At 36.5% G+C, this 25349-nt stretch carries 29 protein-coding genes; 24 read left to right on the top strand and 5 right to left on the bottom strand.

Annotated elements, in window-relative coordinates:
* The first annotated feature begins 93 nt into the window (after positions 1-93).
* Both SJY24_RS22650 and SJY24_RS22645 read left to right on the top strand, forming a co-directional pair.
* On the top strand, positions 94-774 hold the full coding sequence (locus SJY24_RS22650; RefSeq protein ID WP_000499538.1) for a zinc metallopeptidase: 681 nt from the start codon (positions 94-96) through the stop codon (positions 772-774).
* 140 nt (positions 775-914) lie between these two features.
* On the top strand, positions 915-1556 hold the full coding sequence (locus SJY24_RS22645) for a uracil-DNA glycosylase (protein WP_377867300.1): 642 nt from the start codon (positions 915-917) through the stop codon (positions 1554-1556).
* 28 nt (positions 1557-1584) lie between these two features.
* Here the strand turns inward: SJY24_RS22645 and SJY24_RS22640 are convergent, their stop codons facing one another.
* Positions 1585-2466 carry a YitT family protein gene (locus SJY24_RS22640; RefSeq protein ID WP_377866270.1) on the bottom strand — a complete coding sequence of 294 codons (882 nt, stop codon included), beginning with the start codon at positions 2464-2466 and terminating at the stop codon, positions 1585-1587.
* Positions 2467-2976: 510 nt separating this feature from the next.
* Here SJY24_RS22640 and SJY24_RS22635 point away from each other — a divergent pair.
* The 17 genes from SJY24_RS22635 (at position 2977) to SJY24_RS22555 (ending at position 18039) form a co-directional block, all read left to right on the top strand.
* Positions 2977-3321: a nucleotide pyrophosphohydrolase gene (locus SJY24_RS22635; protein WP_002158575.1), complete on the top strand. Its 345-nt coding sequence runs from the start codon at positions 2977-2979 to the stop codon at positions 3319-3321.
* Entirely contained in the window at positions 3318-4118 is an 801-nt protein-coding gene (gene dapB / locus SJY24_RS22630; protein WP_377866269.1) for a dihydrodipicolinate reductase, read from the top strand. The genes SJY24_RS22635 and dapB overlap by 4 nt, the downstream gene beginning before the upstream one ends.
* A gap of 14 nt (positions 4119-4132) precedes the next feature.
* Positions 4133-4528 (top strand): methylglyoxal synthase, encoded by a 396-nt coding sequence (mgsA, locus tag SJY24_RS22625; RefSeq protein WP_000684753.1) that lies wholly within the window; start codon positions 4133-4135, stop codon positions 4526-4528.
* A gap of 11 nt (positions 4529-4539) precedes the next feature.
* Positions 4540-5244 carry a bacillithiol biosynthesis deacetylase BshB1 gene (bshB1, locus tag SJY24_RS22620; protein ID WP_377866268.1) on the top strand — a complete coding sequence of 235 codons (705 nt, stop codon included), beginning with the start codon at positions 4540-4542 and terminating at the stop codon, positions 5242-5244.
* Positions 5241-6386 carry an N-acetyl-alpha-D-glucosaminyl L-malate synthase BshA gene (gene bshA / locus SJY24_RS22615; protein WP_377866267.1) on the top strand — a complete coding sequence of 382 codons (1146 nt, stop codon included), beginning with the start codon at positions 5241-5243 and terminating at the stop codon, positions 6384-6386. The genes bshB1 and bshA overlap by 4 nt, the downstream gene beginning before the upstream one ends.
* The gene (locus SJY24_RS22610) at positions 6373-7566 is read left to right on the top strand and encodes a CCA tRNA nucleotidyltransferase (protein WP_377866266.1); all 1194 of its coding nucleotides are present in this window, start codon (positions 6373-6375) and stop codon (positions 7564-7566) included. Before bshA ends, SJY24_RS22610 begins: the two co-directional genes overlap by 14 nt.
* Positions 7551-8531, top strand: a complete 981-nt coding sequence (locus SJY24_RS22605; RefSeq protein WP_377866265.1) for a biotin--[acetyl-CoA-carboxylase] ligase — start codon at positions 7551-7553, stop codon at positions 8529-8531. The genes SJY24_RS22610 and SJY24_RS22605 overlap by 16 nt, the downstream gene beginning before the upstream one ends.
* 342 nt (positions 8532-8873) lie before the next feature.
* Positions 8874-9710 carry a 3-methyl-2-oxobutanoate hydroxymethyltransferase gene (gene panB, locus SJY24_RS22600; protein WP_113937062.1) on the top strand — a complete coding sequence of 279 codons (837 nt, stop codon included), beginning with the start codon at positions 8874-8876 and terminating at the stop codon, positions 9708-9710.
* A complete protein-coding gene (gene panC / locus SJY24_RS22595; RefSeq protein WP_377866264.1) occupies positions 9710-10558 on the top strand; it encodes a pantoate--beta-alanine ligase in 849 nt (282 codons plus the stop codon). The genes panB and panC overlap by 1 nt, the downstream gene beginning before the upstream one ends.
* A 12-nt stretch (positions 10559-10570) precedes the next feature.
* A complete protein-coding gene (gene panD, locus SJY24_RS22590; protein ID WP_000490176.1) occupies positions 10571-10954 on the top strand; it encodes an aspartate 1-decarboxylase in 384 nt (127 codons plus the stop codon).
* Between the two features lie 128 nt (positions 10955-11082).
* A complete protein-coding gene (dinG, locus tag SJY24_RS22585) occupies positions 11083-13887 on the top strand; it encodes an ATP-dependent DNA helicase DinG (protein WP_377866263.1) in 2805 nt (934 codons plus the stop codon).
* A gap of 250 nt (positions 13888-14137) precedes the next feature.
* Positions 14138-14308: a YpmA family protein gene (locus SJY24_RS22580; RefSeq protein ID WP_000358352.1), complete on the top strand. Its 171-nt coding sequence runs from the start codon at positions 14138-14140 to the stop codon at positions 14306-14308.
* 7 nt (positions 14309-14315) lie between these two features.
* A complete protein-coding gene (locus SJY24_RS22575) occupies positions 14316-14819 on the top strand; it encodes a cell wall elongation regulator TseB-like domain-containing protein (protein ID WP_377866262.1) in 504 nt (167 codons plus the stop codon).
* A gap of 18 nt (positions 14820-14837) precedes the next feature.
* On the top strand, positions 14838-16025 hold the full coding sequence (gene aspB, locus SJY24_RS22570; protein ID WP_097831705.1) for an aspartate transaminase AspB: 1188 nt from the start codon (positions 14838-14840) through the stop codon (positions 16023-16025).
* A gap of 121 nt (positions 16026-16146) precedes the next feature.
* Entirely contained in the window at positions 16147-16854 is a 708-nt protein-coding gene (dnaD, locus tag SJY24_RS22565; RefSeq protein ID WP_000728546.1) for a DNA replication protein DnaD, read from the top strand.
* A 15-nt stretch (positions 16855-16869) separates the two neighbouring features.
* Positions 16870-17517, top strand: coding sequence for an endonuclease III (gene nth / locus SJY24_RS22560; protein WP_000933020.1), 648 nt, complete (start codon positions 16870-16872; stop codon positions 17515-17517).
* 3 nt (positions 17518-17520) lie between these two features.
* Positions 17521-18039, top strand: coding sequence for a YpoC family protein (locus SJY24_RS22555; RefSeq protein WP_377866261.1), 519 nt, complete (start codon positions 17521-17523; stop codon positions 18037-18039).
* Positions 18040-18062: 23 nt separating this feature from the next.
* Here SJY24_RS22555 and SJY24_RS22550 read toward each other — a convergent pair whose 3' ends face one another.
* Both SJY24_RS22550 and recU read right to left on the bottom strand, forming a co-directional pair.
* Positions 18063-20762, bottom strand: coding sequence for a PBP1A family penicillin-binding protein (locus tag SJY24_RS22550; protein ID WP_377866260.1), 2700 nt, complete (start codon positions 20760-20762; stop codon positions 18063-18065).
* Positions 20763-20828: 66 nt separating this feature from the next.
* Complete coding sequence (recU, locus tag SJY24_RS22545; protein ID WP_000155584.1) at positions 20829-21431, bottom strand: Holliday junction resolvase RecU; 603 nt, start codon at positions 21429-21431, stop codon at positions 20829-20831.
* Positions 21432-21533: 102 nt separating this feature from the next.
* On the opposite strand from recU, the gene SJY24_RS22540 reads away from it, so the two are divergent.
* On the top strand, positions 21534-22559 hold the full coding sequence (locus tag SJY24_RS22540) for a DUF2515 domain-containing protein (protein WP_377866259.1): 1026 nt from the start codon (positions 21534-21536) through the stop codon (positions 22557-22559).
* A 345-nt stretch (positions 22560-22904) separates the two neighbouring features.
* Here SJY24_RS22540 and SJY24_RS22535 read toward each other — a convergent pair whose 3' ends face one another.
* Positions 22905-23084 (bottom strand): phage portal protein, encoded by a 180-nt coding sequence (locus SJY24_RS22535; RefSeq protein ID WP_328022895.1) that lies wholly within the window; start codon positions 23082-23084, stop codon positions 22905-22907.
* 85 nt (positions 23085-23169) lie between these two features.
* Between SJY24_RS22535 and SJY24_RS22530 the strand changes: the two genes are divergently transcribed.
* Both SJY24_RS22530 and SJY24_RS22525 read left to right on the top strand, forming a co-directional pair.
* Positions 23170-23412 (top strand): hypothetical protein, encoded by a 243-nt coding sequence (locus SJY24_RS22530; protein WP_001252038.1) that lies wholly within the window; start codon positions 23170-23172, stop codon positions 23410-23412.
* A gap of 15 nt (positions 23413-23427) precedes the next feature.
* Positions 23428-23772, top strand: a complete 345-nt coding sequence (locus SJY24_RS22525; protein ID WP_098499133.1) for a YppE family protein — start codon at positions 23428-23430, stop codon at positions 23770-23772.
* 26 nt (positions 23773-23798) lie between these two features.
* On the opposite strand, the gene SJY24_RS22520 is transcribed toward SJY24_RS22525, so the two are convergent.
* On the bottom strand, positions 23799-23990 hold the full coding sequence (locus tag SJY24_RS22520) for a YppF family protein (protein ID WP_000242654.1): 192 nt from the start codon (positions 23988-23990) through the stop codon (positions 23799-23801).
* Between the two features lie 177 nt (positions 23991-24167).
* On the opposite strand from SJY24_RS22520, the gene SJY24_RS22515 reads away from it, so the two are divergent.
* Positions 24168-24779 (top strand): YppG family protein, encoded by a 612-nt coding sequence (locus SJY24_RS22515; RefSeq protein ID WP_377866258.1) that lies wholly within the window; start codon positions 24168-24170, stop codon positions 24777-24779.
* A 154-nt stretch (positions 24780-24933) separates the two neighbouring features.
* Complete coding sequence (locus SJY24_RS22510; RefSeq protein WP_377866257.1) at positions 24934-25344, top strand: spore coat protein; 411 nt, start codon at positions 24934-24936, stop codon at positions 25342-25344.
* The last annotated feature ends 5 nt before the right edge of the window (positions 25345-25349 follow it).

Below are 25349 nucleotides of genomic sequence, written 5' to 3'. Positions count from 1 at the left end.
AAGATACGGATTGTAAGGTTTATTTATTGACAATGGTGTAAGAAAAAAATAGAATGAGAAGTACTATAATTAAAACTTCAATGGAGGTTTATGATGTTTTATTTAATTTACTTCGCGATCATTTTGATCATACCGTTGTATGCACAGTCAAAAGTACGTAGTGCCTATAGCAAGTATTCACAAGTTTATTCAACTTCAGGTATGACAGGAGCGGAAGTTGCTCGGAAAATTTTAGATGAAAATGGATTGTACAATGTAGCTGTAGAAGAAACACCGGGTCATTTATCGGACCATTACGATCCAACTGCAAAAACAGTTCGATTATCAACAGATAACTATTATGGACATTCAGTTGCTGGTACAGCTGTAGCAGCACACGAAGTAGGACATGCAATTCAAGATGCGAAAGATTATAACTTCATGCGTGTACGCCATTCGTTAGTGCCAGTTGCTAATTTTGGTTCAAACATGTCATGGGTTTTTGTTCTAATTGGTGTATTTGCACAAATGTCTGGTTTGTTGTTACTAGGAATTATTTTAATGGCAGCAGGTGTTATTTTCCAACTTGTTACATTACCAGTTGAATTTGATGCATCAAAACGTGCAATGCAACAAATTGAAGCACTTGGAATCGTATCGACAGATGAGTACGGTCAAGCTCGTAAAGTATTAAATGCGGCAGCATTAACATATGTAGCAGCAGCTGCTGTAGCAGTATTTGAATTATTACGCCTTGTATTAATTTATACTGGTATGCAGCGTAGCGACGATTAAAGACTATCAATTATGATAGTCTTTTTTTTGTTTCGTGGAATGAATCTTATAACATGTTACAAATGGAAATAATAGAAATAATATGGGGTATAGAACTATTTAAAAAAGTAAGTATCGAATGTTGAAAGAAGGTGACAGACATAGAATATCCAGAGCATTTAGTTAAACAAGTGAGGGAGCGAAGTGCTACATACCAATTAGAAGGTTTTTTAAGTGGACAGGGTCCTAGAAATCCAAAATTAATGCTTGTTGGAGAAGCGCCTGGTGAAACGGAAATTCATAATGGTATCCCGTTTAGCGGGAGAGCCGGAAAACATTTAATGGAGTTTTTAGAACGTATTCACGTTACAAGGGAAGAGGTATATATTACGAGTGCGGTTCGGAGTAGACCTTATAAATGGAGAGAGAAAAGGGAACGAAATGGTGAAATAATACAGAAGAAGTACAATAGAACACCAAATCAAGGAGAAATACTTGCTCATGCACCTTTGTTAGACTATGAGTTGGAACTTATACATCCGCCTGTTATTGTGACACTTGGTAATATTGCATTACAGCGTTTAGTTGGTAAAAATAATAAAATTACAAGTGTTCATGGTGAATTGTTAAAGCAACCCGTGCAGCAATTGAAAGATAGTAGCGGTACAGAATTTATATGGACTGAAAAAGAATATTTTATTTTTCCGACCTTTCATCCAGCTTCAATTTTTTATAATCGGAGTTTATTGGAGCTTATTTATGAGGATTTGGAGAAACTTAAAAGGTTTGTAATAAAAAACTAGAAAAGCTAAAGAGCTTTTCTAGTTGAATTTAATTATGTAACGGATTTTTATTTTCATCTAGTGTAAATCCTTCACCGACGACATCATGTACATCACTTACAGCAACAAAGGCGTGAGGGTCTACAGAAGTAATGATATTTTTTAATTTCACGATTTCGTTTTTTGCAACGACACAATATAGTACATTTCGTTCAACTCTTGTATAGGATCCAACTGCTTTTAAAAAGGTAGCTCCGCGCTCCATTTCTGATAAAATTTTTGCAGCAATTTCATCGTTTTTATCAGAAATAATAGTTGCTCCTTTTGCTGCATAAGCTCCTTCTTGCATAAAATCAATAACCTTAGCCCCGATAAAAACAGCAACTAACGTATACATGCCCTCGCGGTATGATAAATATGTAAGAATAGAGACAATAATAACGACCGCATCAAACATAAACATCGTTTTCCCCATACTCCAGCCAACATATTTATGAGCTAGTCTTGCGATAATATCAACACCGCCAGTAGTCCCGCCATATTTAAATATAATTCCAAGTCCTATACCGATAAATGCCCCTGCGAATAAAGCAGCCAGTGTCATATCATTTTGCAAGTTTAAATGTAAGTTGAGTACTTCGTAGCGCTGGAAAATCCATAGGAATAAAGATACGCTAAATGTACCGATTAATGTATATAAAAATGTTGTTCGGCCGAGTAACTTCCACCCAATAAAAAATATAGGGATATTTAAAATTAAGTTTGTATAGGAAGGGTCAAGCGAAAATAGAAAATATAATAATAGCGTAATACCGGTAAACCCACCCTCTGCAAGATGGTTTTCAATATTGATATTCACAATACCGAAAGAAAAAATAGCGGAACCGATTAAAATAAAAATGATATTTCGAATCTTCAAGTTTGCTTTCATATAGAAATCCCCCTAGTTATGCAATGATTAGAATTGCTCCGCTTAAACGGCAAAACATAATAAGTTATTTCTAGCTGCTAATAAAATAGTGAATATCATAGGAACCCGATTGGTTCAACTAATCTTTTGCAAAAATCACGCAAAAGAAGTTTCACTTTACCCCGTCCCAACGGCTGGTAGAGGGAAAAGCGAAGAAGAAAAGGGCAAACCAGCCGTAGGGACCCGATTGGTTCAACTAATCTTTTGCAAAAAACCGCAAAAGAAAGTTTCACTTTACCCCGCTCAAACGGCTGGTAGGGGATAAAGCAGAGAAGAAAGAGCAAAAAGAGCAAACCAGCCGTAAGAGCCCGATTGGTTCAACTAATCTTTTGCAAAAAACCGCAAAAGAAAGTTTCACTTTATTATAGTCTATCCAAAAAAGGGTCGTAAATAGGGATATGAGAGAATAATATTTGTCAAATCGCGATGAATTGGCTAACATGAAAGAGGAAGGAATAAGAGGTGACTAGTATGGAAGCAAAAACGATGAAAGATATGCAGAAAGAAGTAGATGCATATATCGGTCAATTTAAAGAAGGTTATTTTAGTCCGCTTGCAATGATGGCTCGTTTAACTGAAGAAATGGGAGAGCTTGCAAGAGAGGTTAATCATTATTATGGTGAGAAACCGAAGAAAACGACTGAGATAGAACGAAGTATTGAAGAAGAGCTTGGAGATGTGTTATTTGTTATGATTTGTATGGCAAATAGTTTAAATATTGATTTAGAAACAGCGCATAACATTGTAATGAATAAATTTAATACACGTGATAAAGATCGCTGGACACGTATTGATGAGGGAGAGAAAGAAGCATGAAAGAAATTAAAGTAATTATCGCTGGACCAAGAGGACGTATGGGACATGAAGCAGTCCTTCTAATGGAAAGAACAGCGCATTTCAATTTAGTAGCAGCAATTGATTATAAGCATGGCGGAGAAAAAATTTCTGATTTACCTGGAATGCCAGCGCTAGATGCACCTATTTATGCGGATTTACATACTTGTTTAGATGAAGTAGAAGCAGATGTATTATTAGATTTAACAACACCAGAAATTGGAAAGAAACATGTGACACTTGCAGTTGAACGTGGACTTCGATCTGTTATTGGTACAACTGGATTTACTGAAGAAGAACTAAAGCAATTAACAGAAAATGCAAAAGAAAAAGAAGTAGGAACAATTATCGCTCCAAACTTTGCAATTGGTGCAGTTCTTATGATGAAATTTTCACAAATGGCAGCGAAGTACTTCCAAGATGTTGAAGTAATTGAATTACACCATGATCAAAAATTAGACGCACCATCAGGTACGGCTGTAAAAACAGTAGAATTAATCCGTCAAAATCGTGTACCAAAAGAGCAAGGACACCCTAATGAAACGGAACAATTAGAAGGAGTACGTGGTGCAAATGTAGACGGTATTCACATTCATAGCGTACGTCTACCAGGGCTTATTGCACACCAAGAAGTCATGTTCGGTGGAGATGGACAAATGTTAACAGTTCGTCATGATTCATTCAATCGTGCATCATTTATGTCAGGTGTAAAACTATCAATTGAAACAGTAATGAACCTTGATCATCTTGTGTACGGTTTAGAAAATATTATCGACTAAAGGGGAGACAACGGATGAAAATTGCCTTAATCGCACATGACAAAAAGAAAGATGATATGGTTTCGTTTGCGTACGCATATAAACCAATCTTTGAAAAACATGAACTTTTTGCAACAGGAACGACAGGCCTTCGTATTATGGAGGCAACTGGTTTAGTTGTAACAAGATATCAATCTGGTCCTCTTGGTGGCGATCAAGAAATTGGTGCAATGATTGCGAAAAATGAGATGGATATGGTGATTTTTTTCCGGGATCCACTAACAGCGCAGCCGCATGAACCTGATGTCAATGCGTTACTTCGTTTATGTGATGTATATGCCATCCCACTAGCAACGAATATGGCAAGTGCTGAAATGCTAATGCATGCATTAGAGCGGGGAGATTTAGATTACCGAAAGTTAAGAAAATGAGGGGAACAATTATGAGTGGATTACATATATTAGCGTTTGGTGCTCATGCCGATGATGTTGAAATCGGCATGGCAGGTACCATTGCAAAGTATACGAAGAAAGAATATGAAGTAGGCATTTGCGATTTAACAGAAGCTGATCTTTCTTCAAATGGAACGGTAGAACTAAGAAAAGAAGAAGCAAAGGCTGCAGCTCGTATTATGGGAGTAAAAACGAGAATTAATTTAGCAATGCCAGACCGTGGTTTGTATATGAAAGAAGAATATATACGTGAAATTGTAAAGGTTATTCGTACATATAAACCGACGCTAATTTTCGCACCATATTACGAAGATCGTCATCCAGACCATGCTAATTGCGCGAAACTTGTGGAAGAAGCTATCTTCTCAGCGGGAATTCGTAAATATATGCCTGAGATTTCGCCGCACCGTGTAGAGTCTTTTTATAATTATATGATTAATGGTTTTCATAAACCGAATTTTTGTATAGATATTAGTGAATACCTTTCTAAAAAGGTGGAGGCGTTAGAAGCGTATGAAAGTCAGTTTTCAACAGGAAGTAATGGTATTAAGACGCCATTAACTGAAGGTTACGTTGAAACAGTAATTGCTCGTGAGAAGATGTTTGGGAAAGAAGTTGGAGTGATGTATGCCGAAGGATTTATGAGTAAGAAACCGGTTTTATTACATGCTGATTTAATAGGGGGATGTAAATGAGATTGAAAATAGGTATTACATGTTATCCTTCTGTAGGTGGTTCTGGTGTTGTTGGAACGGAATTAGGAAAGCAATTGGCGGAACGTGGGCATGAAATTCATTTTATTACATCGGGTGTACCATTCCGGTTAAATAAAGTGTATCCCAACATTTATTTTCACGAAGTAGCAGTAAATCAATATTCAGTATTTCAATATCCACCTTACGATTTAGCGTTAGCAAGTAAAATGGCCGAGGTTGCTCAAAGAGAAAATCTTGATATTTTACATGTGCATTATGCAATCCCTCATGCTATTTGTGCATATTTAGCAAAACAAATGATTGGAGAGCATATTAAAATTGTTACAACCTTACATGGAACAGATATTACTGTGTTAGGTTCCGACCCTTCGTTAAATAATTTAATTCGCTTTGGTATTGAACAATCTGATGTAGTTACTGCTGTGTCACATTCGTTAATTGAAGAAACGAATGAACTTGTAAAACCAGATAAAGAAATTGAGACGGTATACAATTTTGTAGACGAACGTGTGTATTTCAAACGTGATATGTCTCAATTAAAAAAAGAATATGGTATACGAGAAAATGAAAAAGTGTTGATCCATATTTCAAATTTCCGAAAGGTTAAGCGTGTACAGGATGTTGTGCAGTCATTTGCCAAAATTGTAAAGGGAGTAGATGCGAAATTGCTTCTTGTTGGGGATGGACCAGAGTTCTGTACTATTTTACAATTGGTGAAAAGTTTACATATTGAGGAACGTGTCTTATTCCTAGGAAAGCAAGATAATGTTGCAGAGCTTCTTGCGATGAGTGATTTAATGCTACTTTTATCAGAAAAGGAAAGTTTTGGTCTAGTTATATTAGAAGCGATGGCGTGTGGTGTGCCTAGTATCGGAACGAGGGTTGGGGGCATTCCAGAGGTCATTCAACATGGTGAAACAGGATATATATGTGAAGTTGGAGATACAGATGGAATAGCTAAGCAAGCAATTCAACTACTAGAAAATGAAGAACTTCACCGTAATATGGGAGAGCGGGCGATGAAATCTGTATATGAGCAGTTTCGTTCGGAAAAAATCGTTTCACAATATGAGGCGATTTATTATGACATACTAAGGGATGACAATAATGGAAAGATTTAAAAAAGCTAGTTCAATTATTGAGATATTAAAACAGCACGGACATGAGGCTTACTTCGTTGGTGGAAGTGTACGCGATCTTATTATTGATAGACTGATTGGAGATATCGATATCGCAACATCTGCGTTACCAGAAGAAGTAATGGCTATTTTCCCAAGACATGTTCCGGTTGGTCTTGAGCATGGAACTGTAATTGTTGTAGAAAATGGCGAACCGTATGAGGTAACTACTTTTCGAACAGAAAGCGAATATGAAGATTTTCGGAGACCTAGTAGTGTTCAATTTGTCCGTTCATTAGAAGAGGATTTAAAACGACGTGATTTCACGATGAATGCAATTGCAATGACAGAGGAAGGCGAAATGATTGATTTATTTGCTGGGCAAGAAGCGATTCGTCTGAAGGAAATTACAACGGTTGGAGATGCTGCAGACCGTTTTCAAGAAGATGCACTGCGAATGATGCGTGGTATTCGGTTCGTAAGTACGTTAGGTTTCTCTTTGGAAACAAAGACGAAACAAGCAATTGAAACGTATGGGCATTTACTTGAACATATAGCGATTGAAAGAATTACAGTTGAGTTCGAAAAGTTATTAACGGGTACGTATTGTGTGAAAGGGCTTCAAGAATTGGTAGAAACGAAGCTATTTTCGCATCTGCCATATTTACAAATGTCAGAAGAAAGACTCTTGAAAGCTACGCAGTATAAATGGGATTCTTTTGAAACAGACATTGAGGCGTGGGCATTTTTCTTATATTGTATCGGAGAAGAGCATCCATCTGTCTTTTTACGTCAATGGAAGTTCTCGAATAAAAAGATTAAGGATATTGTAGCGGTTTTATTAGCAATTCGTTCTAGAAAGGAGAAGGGATGGGATACAGTCCTTCTTTATAAAACTGGAATTCACATCGCTGAGATGGCGGAAAGAGTATATGAAGCGATAATAGAAAGTTATAATAGCGCGTCTGTTAAGCAAGTACAATCATTATTTCATGCATTGCCGATAAAAAATCGTCAAGAAATGAATGTGACTGGTAATGATTTATTAAGCTGGGCAGATAAAAACCCAGGTCCGTGGGTTGCCGAAATGCTTCAAAACATTGAAGAAGCAATCGTACAAGGAGATTTAGTCAATAAGAAAGAGAATATAAGGGAGTGGCTAGAAAGATGCAATCTACTATAAGAAAGCAGTTATTGCAAGTTTTTTCTGAAGCAGATGGTGAATTTATATCTGGTCAAACACTTAGTAATAAACTTGGTTGTTCTAGAACTGCTGTATGGAAGCATATGGAGGATCTTCGTAATGAAGGATATGAACTCGAAGCTGTACGCCGCTTAGGTTATCGAATTGCTAGTAAACCAGATAAGGTAACTGCTAATGAAATTCAATTAGGATTACAAACAGAGCGTATAGGTAGAACGGTTTATTTTGAAGAATCAGTTGAATCTACTCAGCATATTGCAGCAAGACTTGCTTATGAAGGAGCAGAAGAAGGAACAATCGTCGTTGCAGAAGAACAAACAGCAGGTAGAGGGCGTTTAAGTAGAAAATGGCATTCACCAAAAGGGACTGGAATTTGGATGAGTATTATATTGCGTCCATCTATTCCAGTTCATCATGCACCACAGCTTACTTTATTAGCAGCTGTTAGCGTAGCGCAAGCAATTGAAAAATGTACCGGTGTAAACGTAGGGATTAAATGGCCGAATGATATTTTAATTCAAGGTAAAAAAGCTGTCGGTATATTAACGGAGATGCAAGCTGATCCAGATAAAATTAATGCTGTTATTATGGGAATTGGCATTAATGCAAATCAGAAACAAGAACATTTTGATGAGGAAATTCAGCAAATTGCAACTTCATTAGCAATTGAATCGGGTAAGCCGATTGTTCGTGCGGAACTTATGCAACAAATTTTCTTGCAACTAGAGAAATTGTATGAAGAGTATTTAAAAAATGGCTTCTCTGTTATTAAAATTCTTTGGGAAAGTTACGCAGTAAGTATCGGAAAAGAAATTACAGCTCGAACGATGAAGGAAACTATTAATGGGCTAGCAAAAGGGATTACGGAGGATGGTGTATTGTTACTTGAGGATCATCAAGGACAAGTGCACCACATTCATTCTGCTGATATAGAAATTAAGTAAAAGAAGTTCCTATTTTGGAGCTTCTTTTTGTCATTTAGATACTAATAAATTTCACATACCGTAATAGGGATAGAAAATTATTTTTTCGAAAAAATGTAGCAATTCCTTTTCAGAGTTTGCTATAATTAGTTCGAATATGGGCAGTATCAAAGCGAACTGCACCATTATTTTACGCAGTATGAAAAAATAATAATTTGGATTCTGCCTTGATCCAATAACGGACTGGGACAGAGGGATGAATAATGCCGACTAACACACAACCCTTCTGCCCTTTTATGGCCAGAGGGGTTTTTTATATGATTTCGGCCATCTCCTCTCTCCTGCATAAAGGAGGAGTAGTTTTTGAAAACAACAACAGATTTTTTGAAAATGAAAGAGCAAGGTGAGCCGATTACAATGCTAACGGCGTATGATTATCCATCTGCTAAATTAGCAGAAGAAGCTAAAGTCGATATGATTTTAGTGGGTGATTCTCTAGGAATGGTTGTACTTGGGTATGATTCAACAGTTCCAGTAACAGTAGAGGATATGATTCATCATACGAAAGCTGTACGCCGCGGAGCGAAAGAGACGTTTATTGTAACTGATATGCCATTTATGTCTTATCATGTCTCATTGCAAGATACGATGATTAATGCACGTCGCATTGTTCAAGAGAGCGGGGCACATGCATTAAAGGTAGAAGGTGCTGGAGAAGTTATATCAACTATTCACTACTTAACGAATGCGGGAATTCCCGTTGTGGCGCATTTAGGTTTAACTCCTCAATCTGTAGGAGTGCTAGGTGGGTATAAAGTACAAGGGAAAGATGCTGAAAGTGCAAAAAAATTAATAGAAGATGCAAAGAAATGTGAGGAAGCTGGTGCGATAGCACTTGTGCTAGAATGTGTGCCAATGCAATTAGCAGAACTTATTTCAGAGCAGTTAACAATTCCTACAATCGGAATTGGAGCAGGACAAAAAGTAGATGGGCAAGTTCTTGTATACCACGATCTTATCTCGTACGGCGTAAATCGTGTTCCGAAATTTGTGAAGCAATATACGTCTGTTCAAGAGGAGATTGTGCGAGGGATTTCGCAATACGTTACTGAAGTAAAGACAGGGCAATTTCCTGAAGAAAAACATTCATTCACAATGAAAGAGGAAGAGTGCTTAGCGCTATACGGAGGAAAACAATAATGAAAATCATAACTACAGTGCAAGAGATGCAGCAAATTACAAACGAACTTCGTACAAGTGGAAAAAGTATCGGTTTTGTTCCATCGATGGGGTATTTACACGAAGGGCATGCTACGTTACTACGTAAGGCAAGGGAAGAAAATGAAATTGTAGTTTTAAGTGTATTTGTAAATCCACTACAATTTGGACCAAATGAAGATTTAGATCGATACCCACGTGATATTGATAGAGATGAAAATGTAGCAAAAGAAAATGGTGTTGATTATTTATTTTATCCGAGTGTAGAAGAGATGTATCCAGCAGAACAAACGACAACAGTAGAAGTTGTGAAGCGTACCGACGTATTATGTGGCAAACAAAGACCTGGTCATTTCGCTGGTGTCGCGACTGTACTAATGAAACTATTTAATATCACATTGCCAACGCGTACTTATTTCGGTATGAAAGATGCACAGCAAGTCGCTGTCATTGAAGGGTTTGTCGCTGATTTTAATATTCCAGTTACGATCGTACCAGTGGATATTGTAAGGGAAGAGGACGGCTTAGCGAAAAGTTCTCGTAACGTGTACTTATCACAAGAAGAACGTGAAGAGGCTCCTCATTTATACCGCAGTCTATGTGTAGCGAAAGAAAGAATTGAGGCGGGCGAACGTAATCCAGAAACCATTACAAATCTTGTGAAAGAGTATATTGAGAAGTATACAAAAGGAACTGTAGATTATGCTGATTTATATGCATATCCTTCATTAAAAGCAATAGATAAAATTGAAGGAAAAATCATTTTAGCGATTGCAGTTAAGTTTGAAAATGTACGATTAATTGACAATATAACATTAATGGGGAAATAAGGGGGAGCATCTATGTTTCGCACAATGATGAGAGCGAAGTTGCATCGCGCAACTGTAACAGAAGCAAATTTAAATTATGTAGGTAGTATTACAATTGATGAAGATTTAATGGATGCAGTAAATATTGTAGAAAATGAAAAAGTACAAATTGTAAATAACAACAATGGAGCTCGCTTAGAGACATATGTTATTAAAGGAGAGCGCGGTAGCGGTGTTGTGTGTTTAAATGGTGCAGCTGCAAGGCTTGTACAGCCAGGGGATAAAGTTATTATTATTTGCTACGGCTTAGTGGCAGAAGAAAATATTCATAAACAAGAGCCAAAAATTGCAGTGTTAGACGATGATAATCAAATTATTGAAATGTTAGGTGCTGAAAAAGCGGGCACGATATTATAAGTAGGAAGGCTATCTCTATTACGGAGATAGCTTTTTTGTGCATCTTTTCATTAAGATGAGATAAAACGTGGTATAGTAACATTATATAATTTTGTGTTTGATAGGTAAGAAATTGAGGTGTTACATATATGAGTAAGCGTTATGTCGTTGTTGATTTAGAGACGACAGGGAACTCCTGGAAGGATGGGAAGGATAAAATCACCCAAATTGCGGCTGTTGTAGTGGAAGATGGAGAGGTATTAGAGATTTTTTCATCTTTTATTGATCCGAAGAGAGAGATTCCACCATTTATTACAGAATTAACAGGGATTGATGAGAGTTTGGTTAAGCAAGCCCCGTTATTTCAAGATGTAGCCCCGATGATTGTTGAGCTATTACAAGGTGCAGCTTTCGTTGCACATAACGTTCACTTTGATTGGAATTTTTTAACGGAAGAATTAAGGCAGGCTGGATATACAGAAGTACATTGCCCAAAAGTTGATACAGTTGAGTTGGCGCAAATTCTTTTGCCGACAGCTGATAGTTATAAATTACGTGATTTAGCTAAGAAACATGAATTAGAGCACGATCAACCACATCGTGCGGATAGCGATGCTCTTGCAACAGCGGAATTGTTTATACAATTTTTAAATGAAATCGAAAAGTTACCGCTTGTCACGTTGCAATCGCTTTATGAATTAAGTGATGTTTTCCAAAGTGATATAGCTGATGTGCTTTCTGAAAATATTTTAAAGAAAATGATGCATGGTAAAGAAAGGGCAGAGGGGTATGAAGTGTATCGAAATATTGCGCTTCGAAAGCGGAATTATTCTTTAAGTCTCAGTGAAACATGCTCATCTAAATTTGATGCTTTCTTACATAAGACAATGGATAAACTTGAGTTAAGTATGCCAAAGTTTCAAAAAAGAGAAAGCCAACAGATTATGATGAAAGAAATATATACAGCGCTAAGAGATTCTAGGTTTTCACTTATTGAAGCAGGAACAGGTACGGGGAAGACACTTGCATATTTACTTCCAAGTATTTATTTTGCAAAGAAAAAAGAAGAACCTGTCATTATAAGTACACAAACTGTACAACTGCAACAACAAATACTAGAAAAAGAAATACCGTTATTACAGAAAATAATGTCATTTTCATTTGAAGTAGCTCTTCTGAAAGGAAGAAAGCATTATCTTTGTCTACACAAATTTGAATATGCTTTGCAAGAGGAAGAGAAAAATTATGATATGGCGCTCACAAAGGCAAAAATTTTAGTATGGTTATTGCAAACGGAAACTGGCGATCGTGATGAATTAAATATTCCTGAGGGCGGCAAGTTACTTTGGAACCGTATTTGTAGTGATGTACATAGTCCAGGCGGGATGCAAAGCAACTGGTATAGTCGTTGTTTTTATCAAAGAGCAAAGAATAAAGCATTATTTGCAGATATCGTTATTACAAATCATGCGTTATTATTTCAAGATTTTTCAAGTGAAGAACCACTGTTTGCTTCATGTGAACATATTATTTTTGATGAAGCTCATCATATCGAGGAAGCGGCAAGCAGAACATTAGGTGAACAGTTCTCATGCATGTATTTTCAATTAGCATTATCTCGTCTTGGTACGCTAGAAACAGATGATGTACTTTCTAAAGTATATAAAATGATGAAAAAATCAGAGCAAGCATCTCGTTCGACTTTCCGTATGGTGAGTCATAGTTTGAAGGAATTGAAATTTGATGCGGATGAACTATTTCAAATGTTACGGACTTTCGTATTTAAACAAACAAAGCAGGAACAAGGGATGAGCAATATGCCACTCATTTATCGATATAACACGGAAGTAGAGAAAGGTAAGTTATGGGATAGCATTACTGAGTTAACAAATCGATTTGTGTATGATGTAAGAAAGTTATTGACTACACTTGAGAAGCAAGTTGAAATATTGCAAAGTAAATTAGAATGGGAGATGCATGTCGTTACAGGTGAATTTATGCATTTAATTGAGTTGTTGAGAAAGATGGCACAATCTTTACAATTACTCATTTTAGAAAAAAATTCATACGTGACATGGATGGAGACTGAAACGAAGGGAACGATTCATTCAACAGTTTTATATGCGCAGCCTGTTCATATTGGGGAAAGATTTGCTGATGAATTTTTAACCCAGAAAAAGAGTGTTATTTTCACATCAGCAACGTTAACAGTTAATGATTCATTCGACTATATAAAAGAGGAGCTAGGTTTACATGATTTTGCTCCCAATACATTAAAGGTTCCATCACCATTCCGTTTTGAAGAGCAAATGAAATTAATGGTTTCAACGGATGTACCTTTTATTAAGAAAGCAAGTAATGAAGAATATATTGAGTCTATATCGGCACATATTGCGAAAATAGCGAAAGCTACAAAAGGTAGAATGCTCGTTTTATTCACTTCGTATGAAATGTTGAAAGAAGCGTATACGAATTTGAAAAATGATGAGACATTAGAAGGATATTTATTATTAACGCAAAGTGTGAATAATAAGAGCCGAAGTCGTCTAATCCGCAAATTCCAGGAGTTCGACAAATCGATTTTGTTAGGAACAAGTAGTTTTTGGGAAGGGATAGATATACCTGGAGACGCCCTGAGTTGTCTTGTCATTGTCCGTCTTCCTTTTACCCCTCCTCATCAGCCGATGATGGAAGCAAAAGGAGAGTGGTTAAAAAATCAAGGAGAAGACGTATTCGCTAAGTTGGCGCTCCCGCAAGCAATTTTGCGTTTCAAACAAGGGTTTGGTCGCCTTATTAGAACAAATACAGATACGGGAACTGTATTTGTATTAGATCGTCGTTTGACAAGCTCTTCTTATGGAAAACGTTTTTTACAATCAATCCCAACTGTCCCGCTCTATGAAGGTCCTCTAGAAGAATTATTAGAACAATTAAAGGAACAGCCAAATGAATAAAATTGGAATAAAAATACGCCTGAAGTACATTTAAACTTCAGGCGTAAAAAATGTGGGTAGGAGGAATTTTATTTTTCTTACTTCTTGTATACAAAATGTATTGGTTTTCGACTTGAAACCTTTTTTTGCTGTACATGTCCTGCTATAATAGATGGGTGATGAAGCAGGGGTTGTAAAGAATGTACTCTTATTGTAACCGCATTGCGTTCTTCTATAATTAGAAATTTTTGTGTAACGGAGGAGTTTTTTCATGGATAAGAAAATCGAAGTCCTATCAACGACGCGTATTAAATATTCGTCTGACTTGTATAAAATCGTTGATAGTTTGAATCGTACGTTAAAAGAGCAGGACCTCATGTTCGGATTAGCATTAGACGAAAAAGATAAAGAAACAGCTGTATTTACGATTTACAGAACGTAGTGATACAATGAAAAAGTGGATCTTTACAATCATTATCGTTATCGTTGCTAGCGGAATATATGGGGCATATGTTTATAATAAAACGATGGAAAAGAAAATTCCAAAAGAGTCAAAGTCTGTAGAAATTGCGAAAGAAAAGGCAAAGCTTACAAAGGTAAATACTGTTGATTATTATAATGGAAAATCTTCATATACAGTCGTACAAGGTACAGATGAAAAAGGAGAACAACTTATCGTTTGGGTGCCTGAGAAAAAAGGGGAAACTATAGTAAGGAAAAAGAGCGAAGGTATTTCTGAAAAAGATGCTTTACAAAGAACGATTGAACAAGTCGGAGATGAAAGTAAAGAACCCAAAAGTAAGCCGAAAGAAATTTTAAAAGTAAAATTAGGCTTTGAAAACAATATACCATTATGGGAAGTTACATATATTGATGATGACAATCGTTATAGTTACTACTATCTTGAATTTAAAGATGGGAACTTTTTAAGACGATATAGCATTGAAAAATAGATGTAGGGGGAACTACAAATGAAATTAGCAAAGCGAGTAGCTGCTTTAACACCATCTGCAACTTTAGAAATTACAGCAAAGGCACAAGCATTAAAAGCAGAAGGTCATGATGTAATTGGATTAGGAGCAGGAGAACCTGACTTTAATACGCCAGAACATATTATGGATGCTGCGCATAAAGCGATGTTAGAAGGACATACGAAGTATACACCAACAGGTGGATTACAAGCGTTAAAACAAGAAATTGTGAAGAAGTTTACTCGTGATCAAGGAATTGCGTATGATCCATCTGAAATTATTGTATGTAATGGTGCTAAGCATGCATTATATACATTATTCCAAGTGTTACTTGATGAAGGAGATGAAGTTATCATCCCAACTCCTTATTGGGTAAGTTATCCTGAGCAAGTAAAGCTTGCTGGTGGTAAGCCAGTTTATGTAGAAGGTCTAGAAGGCAATGAGTACAAAATTACAGCAAAGCAGCTGCGTGAGGCAATTACAGAGAAAACGAAAGCAGTTATTATTAATTCACCGAGCAATCCAACAGGGATGATTTACAGCAAAGAAGAATTGCAACAGCTTGGAGAAGTATGTTTAGAGCATGATATCTTAATTGTTTCAGATGAGATCTATGAAAAATTAATTTATGGTGACGCGGAATATACTTCAATTGCCCAGCTTTCTAATGCATTAAAAGAACAAACACTTATTATTAATGGTGTATCTAAATCACATTCTATGACAGGTTGGCGTATTGGATATGCAGCAGGAAATAAGCAGCTTATTAAAGCGATGACGAACTTAGCAAGTCATAGTACGTCAAACCCTACTTCAATTGCTCAATACGGTGCAATTGCTGCGTATGCAGGCTCACAAGAACCTGTAGAAACAATGCGTCAAGCGTTTGAAGAAAGATTGAACATTATTTATGATAAATTAATTCAAATTCCTGGTTTCACTTGCATTAAGCCCCAAGGTGCTTTTTACTTATTCCCAAATGTAAAAGAAGCCGTAGCATTAGCTGGGTATGATACAGTTGATGAGTGGGCAAAAGCATTATTAGAAGAAGAAAAGGTGGCTCTTGTTCCAGGTACAGGATTTGGTGCACCAAATAACGTTCGATTATCGTATGCGACATCTCTTGAGCAAGTTGAGAAAGCATTAGAACGAATTCACACGTTCATGAAAAGTAAAGTACAGGCTTAATCGTCTGTTTCTTGTAGTAAATGGCAAAAGACCTCCCTATATATAGGGAGGTTTTTTTGACGAATTGTGGCAAAAAGAAATGGCTAAAGGTGTGTTATACTAGAAAGCGAGGTGTTTGGTGATGAAAAAGAAAATGATGTTACAATGGTTTGAACAGGGAAGCATAGCGATTCCTAAATTGCTTATGATGCATTATAAAAAGCTAGGTTTAAATGAGACGGAATTTATGGTAGTACTTCATGTACACACATTTTTAGAATCAGGTAATTCGTTCCCGACTCCTTCAGAGATTTCAGAACGGATGACGATAACAGAAATGAAATGCATGGAAGTGATTCAGACTTTAATCCAAAAAGGTTTTTTAGCACTAGAAGGTGGACGAAGATCTGAAGCGATGATGTGTGAAAGTTATTCTTTGCAACCACTGTGGGAAAAAATACTGCACTTTTTAATGAATGAATCTATAGAGGAAGAGCAAAAAGAACAAAAACAAATTCAAGTAAATTTATATACAGTATTTGAAAAAGAATTCGGAAGACCACTTTCGCCATTTGAATGTGAAACATTAGGGATGTGGGAAGATCAGGATCAACACCATCCGAATTTAATTCAAGCGGCTCTTCGTGAAGCTGTTATGAGTGGTAAACTTAATTTCCGGTATATTGATCGTATTTTGTTTGAGTGGAAAAAGAACGGAATTAAAACGGTAGATCAAGCACAAAATCAAGGCCAGAAATTTAGAGCGAATCAACAACGCACACAACAAACGACAAAACAAGAGACGAAATTTACTGGGAAAGTGCCTTTTTATAATTGGTTGGAGCAGTAGTGTAGGAGGAAAGATATGTTGAACAAAACGCAAATTCGTTATTGTTTAGATACAATGGCGGATATGTATCCAGAAGCGCATTGTGAATTAATTCATGATAATCCATTTGAACTTGTAATTGCAGTGGCATTATCTGCACAATGCACAGATGCACTTGTGAATAAAGTGACGAAAAACTTATTTCAAAAATATAAAACACCAGAAGATTATTTGAGTGTGTCTTTAGAAGAGTTACAACAAGATATACGTTCCATTGGATTGTTTAGAAATAAGGCGAAAAATATTCAAAAATTGTGCCGGATGTTACTAGATGATTATAACGGGAAAGTTCCAGAAGACCGTGACGAGCTGACGAAATTACCAGGAGTAGGGAGAAAGACAGCGAATGTAGTTGTTTCGGTAGCATTTGGAATTCCAGCGATTGCTGTTGATACGCATGTAGAGAGAGTGAGTAAACGGTTAGCAATTTGTAGATGGAAAGATTCTGTGTTAGAAGTGGAAAAGACATTGATGAAGAAAATTCCAATGGATGAGTGGGGAGTTACACACCACCGTATGATTTTCTTTGGACGTTATTACTGTAAGGCGCAGCGACCACAATGTGAAGAGTGTCGATTACTAGAAATATGTCGTGAAGGAAAGAAACGAATGAAGGGGAAATAAAGGATGGAGCGAGTTATAGAGATACCGAAAGAGTTTCGGTACGTACCATTTTTTAAAAAGAGTGCAAATTCGATTACGTATAATACAGACCAGTCTTTTGAAGAAATAATACAAAATACTTACTTTATATTTGATATTGAAAGACAATATGAGCCGTGGAATGAAATTGAAACAAGTATTCCAGCGGTGTTAAATGTATGGAAAAGCAGCCATGAAGAAATTGCTACACTATTTCGAAACCGAAAAAAACAAGAGGCTGAGGGTCCGATGATTCTTTTTGCAGCACACTTGCTATCGGTTGTATATTGGCTAAATGAGAAGCCTGTTCATAGTTTGCATGAGATGCAAGTAAATACGAATGAATTGGAAGCACAACCTGTTAATTTTATAGAACGATACTCATTTATTATAAAGAAACCGAGTAATTATCATTCGTATATTCAATTAACACAGTTGTATATTGAAATAGAAAAGCTACATGTTAAGAAAATGATAACAAAAAAGAAGTCCTTTTCTCGTTAAGAGTAAGGACTTCTTTTTTGTTATTAAGACTCTGATGTAACAACATCTCCGTCTGCGTGAGGTGTATCTCCGCCGTTATTCTGTTGGTGCTGCTCTTCTTCAGCCTTTTTTCTAGCTTCTTCTTCAGCTTTTCTCTTAGCTTCTTCTTCAGCTTTTTTCTTAGCTTCTTCTTCAGCCTTCTTTTTAGCCTCTTCTTCAGCAGCTTTCTTTTGAGCTTCTTCTTGCTGTTTACGTTGTTGTTCTTGTTGCTGTTGTTCTTGTTGTTTACGTTGTTGTTCTTGCTGTTGTTGCTCTTGCTGTTTACGCTGATCTTCATCAGCTTTTTTCTTAGCTTCTTCTTGTTTTAGTTTATCTTCATTGGTCTTTTTCAGGGCTTCTTCGTCAGCTTTTTTCTTAGCTTCTTCGTCAGCTTTTTTCGCATCTGGAGTTCCGCCAGGCGCAGTGAAGGATGCACCAACTGCAGGACTTGTTCCCGTATCCTTTTTCGCTACCACAGAGAAGCTGTAAGTAACACCTGGTTTAATACCACCAAGAGTAGCTGTCGTACCGCTTACTGATAAGCTACCACTAGAACCGTCAGTAGCTTTATAGCTTGCTGCGTATGCATCAACATTTGATGATGGTCCAGACCAATTCAGTGTCACTGTGCTAGCGCCATCGAAAGCGACGTTAAGGCCACTAGGTGGATCTACTTTAATTTCTTTAACTGCATCTTTTTTCGCACCTTTAATGTACAGTTCTCCATTTAATTCTTGTACAGAAGAAGGGCGCTCGAAACGAGATTTATCCGTAGCAAATTTACTCATCATTGCTTGGAACATTTGCTGAGCAATTCTAGTAGAACGATCGCTAATGTAATTTTCTGGGCTATCTTTTTCATAACCAGTCCATACAGCCATTGTATATTGTGGTGTATATCCTGCGAACCAACTATCTCTGTTGGCATCTGCTGGAATACCGTATTTTTTAATAACAGATTTATCAAAGTTTTGTGTTCCTGTTTTACCAGCAACGTCAAAGCCAGAAACATATGCTGTTGGCCCTGTACCGCCGGAACCAGGTTTTACTACGTCACGAAGAACGTCAGTAACCATGTAAGCTGTATAGTCGTGCATTGCACGCTGTTCTTTCGGTTTAAAGCTTTTCTTTTTTCCATCTGGGAAAATAACTTCTTTAACGAAATGAGGTTTATTGTATACACCGTCATTTCCAAATGCTGCATAAGCTCCAGCGACATCTAACGGAGAGCCTTCATTACTACCGATTGCAGTAGATTCATATGCTTTCCCATCTTTAAACGTCATTCCTAAACCTTCAGCAAACTCTTGTGCCTTAGGAATACCGACTGCTTGAGCTGTTTTTAAAGCCGGGATGTTTAATGACTTCTTCAATGCTTCACGAAGTGAAACGTCACCTTTAAAATTACCTGTAGCATTTTTAATCTTTGTGCCATCAGAGTAAGTATATTCAGAGTCATTTAATTGATGATAAGTAGACCATTGAAGATTCTCAATTGCTGGACCATAGTCGAAAATTGGTTTCATTGTTGAACCAACTTGGCGCTTTAAATCAACTGCCATATTATGACCTTTGAAAGTAGACTTACTTTCTTTACGCCCAGCACCAATTGCTCGAACTTCTCCAGACTGTGTATCCATAAATACAAATGATCCTTGGAACTGATCGTTTGGATACTTAATGAGATTGCCATCCATAATTTTCTCAGCGTAATCTTGAGCATCTTGATCAAGTGTTGTATGAATCGTTAAACCATCTGAACCGATATTTACATCAGGGTATTCTTTTTCAACTTCCTTTACAGCAGCATCTATAAATGCTTGATACTTCATTTCAGTCACTTCTGAAGATGGAAGAAGTCCTTGTGTTACAGGGATTTGCATCGCATCATTCATTTCTTGTTTCGTTATATACCCGTGTCGGTTCATTAATGTTAATACGATATTACGACGTTTCGTTGCTCTATCAACGTTATCTGGTTTTGTTGGATCATAAATGTTAGGGCCTTGGGGTAAACCAGCGAGCATTGCAGCTTCGTGTAGTTGTATGTCTTTTAAATCTTTGCCGTAATATTTTTTGGCAGCTGTGGAAATACCATAAGAGCGATTACCTAAGTTAATCTTATTTAAGTACATTTCTAAAATTTCATGTTTTGAGTACTGTTGCTCTAACTTATAAGATAAGTACCATTCCTGCACTTTTCTCTTTGCAGTTTTGTCCATCGTTAGAAAGTAGTTTTTAACTACTTGCTGTGTAATCGTACTACCACCTTGTGAGCCAAAGCCACCAGTGACATTTTCCATAATTGCCATTCCAGTACGTCTAAAATCAATTCCATCATGATCGTAGAAGCGAGCATCCTCAGTCGCAAGGAATGCACTTTCAATTACTTTGGGAATTTGATCGTAAGTAACATGGGTTCGTTTTTCAGCACCGTATTCATAGAAGAAATTCCCGTTTTTATCAAGGAATTTTGTTGATAAAGGATTGACAAGTTTTGATTTGTCTAATTTCGGAGCGTCCTTTACCATAACAAAGAAAGCCGAAACGCCAGCTACGAGGCCGACGATACCAAGAAGTAGACAACCTATAAGGAATTTCTTGAAAAAGGAACCTTTTTTCTTTGGCTTTTCTTCTTTATGAGTTTCTTTCGTTTGATTTTTTACATGATTTCGTTCTGTACGAGAACGATAATTATCTGACATTATACTTTCTCCTACCTTTCATTCTCTCCCCCAAAAGTCGAAAAAAGAGCCTTAGTGATGACTCTATCACGAAAAATAAACCGTGTCTAGTACGCGGATATAATCAATTCGAGGGTGATAACCGCATGATAATAAAGACCCATGCTCTTCTATTTCTTGTTTTGTAATCGATTTACGTCCACCAGTATTTTGACGATTCCAAAATGCAATAATATGTTTTGCATCTAATAAATAAAATTCATCAAAAAGTGTAAATTTAATAATAACAAATGCAATTCCATTATGAGCGACTACTTGCTTCATATGTTCAATTTGATGAAGGTGGAAGTTTTGAAGTGGAAAACTGGTTTTATTTTTAGTTTCTTTCGCTTCAAAATCGATGTATTTCCCTTTATATACACCGTTGTAATCTGTTGTAGAAGGTTGTTTGAAATACGCTTCTTTTACCACTGCAGCACTTCGAGCGGGGTAATCTACTTTTACAATTTGAAGAGGTGTAGGTTTTTTATGTACGCATGCAATATTATGGGTTAAGTAATATTGATTGGTTTCATTCAATTCCTCTTCAAGGGACATACCTCTATTACTGTAAGTATGTTTTTTTATTGGTGTTTTATGAGGTTGTGAAGCTTGATCGTACCTTTTTCCATTTGGGTAACGAATGGTCATATTGTGTCCACTCCCAACTTGTTAAGAATTACTTACAAAGGTGATTATATCAAAAAATGAAAAAAGATGTGACCTTTTTCAAGAAAGGTATGGTACTTATTCATGTTTAGCTGGAACGATTACGAAAAAATTAAGCAAAACCGTAATGATATTTTGTGTACAGAAGAGGAGAAAGCTATAGTTCTTAATATTAAGGAGAGAACGGATGTAGCTAACGTAGATAATATTTCACGTACACAATCTTACCAAGAATATTATTTGAGAAATAAAGAAATCCAATGGTCCTTTTTAGCAAGTATGGTTTCAAGGAATGGGGGATGGAATATGACAGATTTAGAAGGAGAATATTATTCTAATCTTCTACCTCAAACAGTTAAGAGACGATTATTTCTTTGTTATGAGAAAGCCAATTGGCTCATTTTCTTAGATGCATTCCCTCAACTATTACTGTATGAAGAAAGTAAAAGGCGATGTGAGCCGCTCTTTCACTTGTTACAATTTTTCAACATATCAATTTTTATGGAAAAAGAATGGTCATATTTCTGGGAGAAAAAAGATATCAATAGGCTTATGACGGCGCTTATTATTAATGAACAAAATAAAATTCAAAAACCAGTAATCGAGAATACATACTTTCAAAAACATGTATTTGATACGGCAGTGTTCAAATTTCAAGAAATACTTCACATTAGTGCAGTTGTTTTTCCGATGATGGAAGGGAGAATGTATGGGTTTTCAGTTTATCAATTTGAAACGTTACAAAAACGTATAGAACTTGGGAAGAAGTTAGCTTGGTTATTATTTCATTCAAAGTATAAAGATTCTTTTTATAAGTTTGCATTGCAAACTAGGCATACGGGATCAAGGATGGATTATGAATGCAATATAAAAGAGATTAGAAAATCAAGTACACCGGCTCTTAGAGATGTGTACTCTATTGTCGCTCACGAAAAATTAATTGAAAAAGATTGGTTTAGTGAAGGGATGGAAATGGAGTCTTTATTCGTACTTGAAAAACCAAAGGGGGGAATTAATATAACAGAATGGTATAGAATGAAGAGGGAGCAAATACATACTCTTTCTATATTAAGTAGTTTTGTTAAAAGAATAGATGAGTTCATGATATAATCAAAAAGTCCCGCCTTCCTACATGAAGGCGGGGCTTCTTGATTAAAAGTAATATGTTCTTCAACAAATTACTTTTTACTTCGCTAATTGCCGGCAGTACGACTTTAACCTCAGCACTTATCGAAAGCAAATAGAGAAGGTTAGACCGGAAATTAGCTTTTTGTAAAAGCCGCTTTGGTTAAAGGGTCATTTTATCCTGCTATTTGTGGGTGGTAAAACTCCCACCTCAAAATTCGGCTGGAGCAAAGAAGTTGGGTGGGAGCCCTGCTGCCCGTAAACGCTCGATTGGTGAAGGCTAATAATCAGTGGGAGATGAAAAACCCCCTCACTGATTAAAGTTTCACTTTATGTAGCGGGGAAATTTGGACCATCAAGCTTTGGATTACCAGTCTCAGGTTTGTTTTGTTGTTTGTTTTGTTTTTTATTTTTTTCATTTTTATTTTTTGCCATCGTAATACACCTCCTTTTTGTATTGTTACCATTTCTAAAAATGGCATACAAAATGATTTCTTTGACGAATATCAACTAGTTTTGTCATGTGAGCAGGAGTAACCAATCAATCGGCGAAATTACATGACAAAGGAAAGGCAAAGAAGGGGGCGTTTTAAATATGGCGATGGTTCAGAAGGAAGATGTTATGAAAAAAATGGATCAAATGTTAAGTTCTCTCGATTTGCTGGAAATGAATATTGGGATTAGAATGAATCACGCATTGAAGGATAAAGTTGAAAAAATATGCAATAAGATAGAAATAACAGAAATGCATATCGAGCATATGGAAAATAAATTAGTGCATCACGAAGAAAAAGGGAGCTGGGTAAAGACATTTCAAAACGTCGTAGTCAGTGCATAATAAGGTGGGAATAAAATGAAATATGAAGCATTAATCCAGTCTTCGGAGAAGTTAATGCAGTATAATGATGAAGCCAATGTAAAAAAAAGAGAAATGGATGAATATGATTTTTATAAGGATATGAAGCCATTTGTTGATATGGTAGATGCGGAGTTAGAGGTGTGGAAAGAATTAGCTTATATATGGATAAAGGAAGAGCGGCCTAAGTATATACATGTACAACAAATCGATCAAGTGTATGAGAATTTACAAACTAATGTGCTACAATGTTTTGTTAATAAGGGAAAAGGTAAACGTTTCTTTGAAACTCATCAAGCTATTTCGTATACTTTGCAAAATATCGTAGATCAATGTAAGTAACAAGAGGGGAAAACCCTCTTGTTTTTTTAGGCTTCTGTCGCTGTTGTAGGTTTTGTTGCGCCGTTTATTTCTAATTCACGTATTAATGTTCGGTAATCTGAGATGCATATTTTTCCTTCGAGATAACAATGTCTCGCAAAGTCTAGCAGTTCATTTGAACTTTCTGTACAGTACCCCTTTTTTTGAGAAAACGCTTGTTTTAAATCCCCTAATACCATGTTGATTCCTCCCCCATGAGAATCTTCTTCCTTATTATCATAGCATGGAAGGGTTTACTTTCTAATTTTTTTAAAAATTTAAACTTCCGACAAAAACAGACAGATACTCCGTCACACATTTTATTTTATAGGTACATATTCTATATGTAGAAACTTATGTGAAGGAGGAGAGTATGCATGTTTCAACAACCTAATGTATATCAGCAAACAAATCCATATGCACAGCAAAATATGTACCAATATAATGAGGATACATATTTACGATATAATATGTATCCTTTCGAGCCTCATTATGGGAACCAAAATTATTATCAACCATTTGAAGTGTCGTTTGGGAATCAACCGCAACAACCCTACATGAATCAACAACAGCAGCAACCACAACAACCCTACATGGATCAACAACAGCAGCAACCACAACAACCCTACATGGATCAACAACAGCAGCAACCACAACAACCCTACATGGATCAACAACAGCAGCAACCACAACAACCCTACATGAATCAACAACAACCTTATATGAATTCACAATACTATATGCCGCCACCATCTCCCTATGGAAATCAACAAGCGATGTTTTATCCACCAAAACAACCGTATCCAACTATGAATAAACAAAAGCAACAACAGCAACCGAGTCAATTTTCTAGTTTTGTTTCCCAATTTAAAACATCAGATGGCAACTATGATGTAAATAAAATGATGAACACAGCTGGACAAATGATGAATGCGATGAATCAAGTGACAGGTATTGTGAAACAAGTTGGAGGTTTTTTTGGTAAATAATAGTGGGGGGTATCTATAATAGTATTATGTATGAAGTAGGGCAATAGTCAAATTTCTATGAAATAAATGGGTGTATATAACAAGCGGCTTAACCTCTTCTCTCATATTGTAGAGTGTAGTCAGATTTTTTTTTAAGAGAGAGGAGAGAAAAACTATGTATCATTGTCATCCTTGCTTTGGAGGGCATAAGCCTACAGGACCTATTTGTACAACTGCTCCTGTCATTCATCCGACGAAACAATGTGTAACACATTCTTTTTCAACAACGGTGGTGCCACACGTTTTCCCAACACATACAACACATGTACACCATCAACAAATTAAAAATCAAAACTTCTTCCCACAAACAAACTCGAACGTAAATGTTGTAGATCCTGGTGATCCAGGATTTGGTGGCGGATGTGGACCATGTGGTCATCATCATCATCACCACGGTCATCAAATATCTCCATTTGGACCAGGACCGAACGTGTCACCATTTGGACCAGGACCGAATGTATCTCCGTTTGGACCAAATATCGGACCGAATATCGGACCAAACGTTGGTGGAATGTTTAAAAAGTAAATGAT

This window comes from Bacillus sp. R86525, from assembly GCF_042466195.1.
In the GTDB taxonomy this organism is placed as follows: Bacteria; Bacillota; Bacilli; order Bacillales; family Bacillaceae_G; genus Bacillus_A; species Bacillus_A nitratireducens.
The sequence above is the reverse complement of the archived record's forward strand: the minus strand, read 5'-3'. Positions and strand labels throughout refer to the sequence as shown.